Genomic DNA, 1,991 nt, shown 5'->3' with positions numbered 1-1,991 from the left:
TCTAGGTCTAGGTCTAGGAAGCATTATGAATAAAAAAAGACGCTTTAACGTTATCATTAAAGCGTCTTTCGTTTTGACTTTATCTGTGACTTAACTGCCAGACCAAGCAACTCGTTAGTAAATCATGTTCATGACTTACTAACGATGAGTCCAATCACTATGCGTCAATAAATGCGTTTAGCGTTGAGCTTGGGCGCATTAGTGATGAAACCAATGCATCATCAAGTAGGTAATAACCGCCTAAGTCGCCAGCTGGACCTTGAGCGTTATTCAGCTCAGCAACAATAGCTTCTTCACTTTCAGCCAATTGAGTTGCAACACCTGCGAACTCAGCAGCAAGGTCAGCGTCAACCGTTTGCTCAGCCAGCGCTTTCGCCCAGTATGCTGCAAGGTAGTAGTGGCTACCACGGTTATCAAGCTCACCCACTCGACGTGAAGGAGACTTGTTGTTATCTAGGAATTCACCCGTCGCTTTATCAAGCGCGTCAGCGAGAACTTGTGCCTTAGCATTCCCCGTTACTACGCTTAGGTGCTCTAGAGATGCCGCTAGTGCCAAGAACTCACCAAGAGAGTCCCAACGCAGGTGGTTTTCTTTCTCTACTTGTTGAACATGCTTAGGCGCAGAACCGCCAGCACCTGTTTCAAACAGGCCGCCACCGTTCATAAGTGGAACAATCGATAGCATTTTAGCTGACGTACCAAGCTCTAGAATCGGGAACAAATCCGTTAGGTAATCACGTAATACGTTACCTGTAACCGAAATAGTATCTAGGCCTTCTTTGATACGAACCAGTGAGTACTGAGTTGCTTCTAAAGGAGCAAGGATCTTAATTTCAAGACCATCGGTATCATATTCAGGAAGGTAAGCGTCAACTTTCTTAATAAGCTGAGCATCATGCGCGCGAGACGCGTCTAGCCAGAATACTGCAGGAACACCCGAAGCACGAGCACGAGTTACCGCTAGCTTAACCCAGTCTTGAATCGGTGCATCTTTAACCTGACACATACGGAAGATATCACCTTCCTCTACGTCTTGCTCTAGAAGCACAACGCCTGAAGCGTCAACAACTTGAACCTGACCAGCAGCTTCAAGGATAAAAGTCTTATCGTGAGAACCGTACTCTTCGGCTTTTTGAGCCATCAAGCCAACGTTTGGTACACTACCCATTGTTGTTGGATCGAAAGCACCATTCTCTTTGCAGAAATCAATAACTGCTTGGTAGATGCTTGCGTAGCTGCGATCAGGAATCATAGCTTTCGTGTCTTTTTGCTTACCTTCTGGATCCCACATTTGACCTGAAGAACGCAGCATTGCAGGCATAGATGCATCAACAATGATGTCGCTTGGAACGTGTAGGTTAGTAATGCCGCGATCCGAATCAACCATCGCTAGTGGTGGTTGAGTCTCGTATACCGCTTGTAGGTCAGCTTCAATCGCTTCTTTCTGCTCTTGAGGAAGCGCAGCAATTTTTGCGTATACATCGCCGATGCCGTTGTTTACATCAACACCAAGCTCTTCAAACAGTTGACCGTGCTTAGCGAATACGTCTTTGTAGTAAACCTTAACTGCATGACCAAAGATCACAGGGTCAGATACTTTCATCATCGTCGCTTTCATGTGAAGAGAAAGCAGTACACCTTGCTCTTTAGCTGATGCGATCTCTTTCTCGAAGAACGCAACCAAAGCGGCCTTGTTCATCACTGACGCATCAATGATCTCTTTATCTTGCAATGCAAAAGCGGGCTTCAGAGTTTTCTTCGCACCATCTTTACCAACGAATTCAATGCTAACTTCTGTAGCACCTTCAATTGTTACTGACTTTTCGCTGCCGAAGAAGTCTTTGTCGTCCATACTTGAAACGTGCGACTTAGAATCCGCAGACCAAGCACCCATTGAGTGTGGGTTCTTCTTCGCGTAGTTTTTAACAGAAAGTGGAGCGCGGCGATCCGAGTTACCTTCACGTAACACAGGGTTTACAGCACTGCCTTTG

At 46.0% G+C, this 1,991-nt stretch carries 1 protein-coding gene; it reads right to left on the bottom strand.

Features of this window, described 5'->3' with window-relative positions:
• Positions 1-157 precede the first annotated feature (157 nt).
• A partial coding sequence (locus AB4653_RS25620; RefSeq protein WP_372105631.1) for an NADP-dependent isocitrate dehydrogenase occupies positions 158-1,991 on the bottom strand: 1,834 nt, incomplete at its 5' end.

Source organism: Vibrio sp. 10N.222.48.A3 (assembly GCF_041475345.1).
Lineage (GTDB): Bacteria > Pseudomonadota > Gammaproteobacteria > Enterobacterales > Vibrionaceae > Vibrio > Vibrio tasmaniensis_A.
The sequence above is the reverse complement of the archived record's forward strand: the minus strand, read 5'-3'. Positions and strand labels throughout refer to the sequence as shown.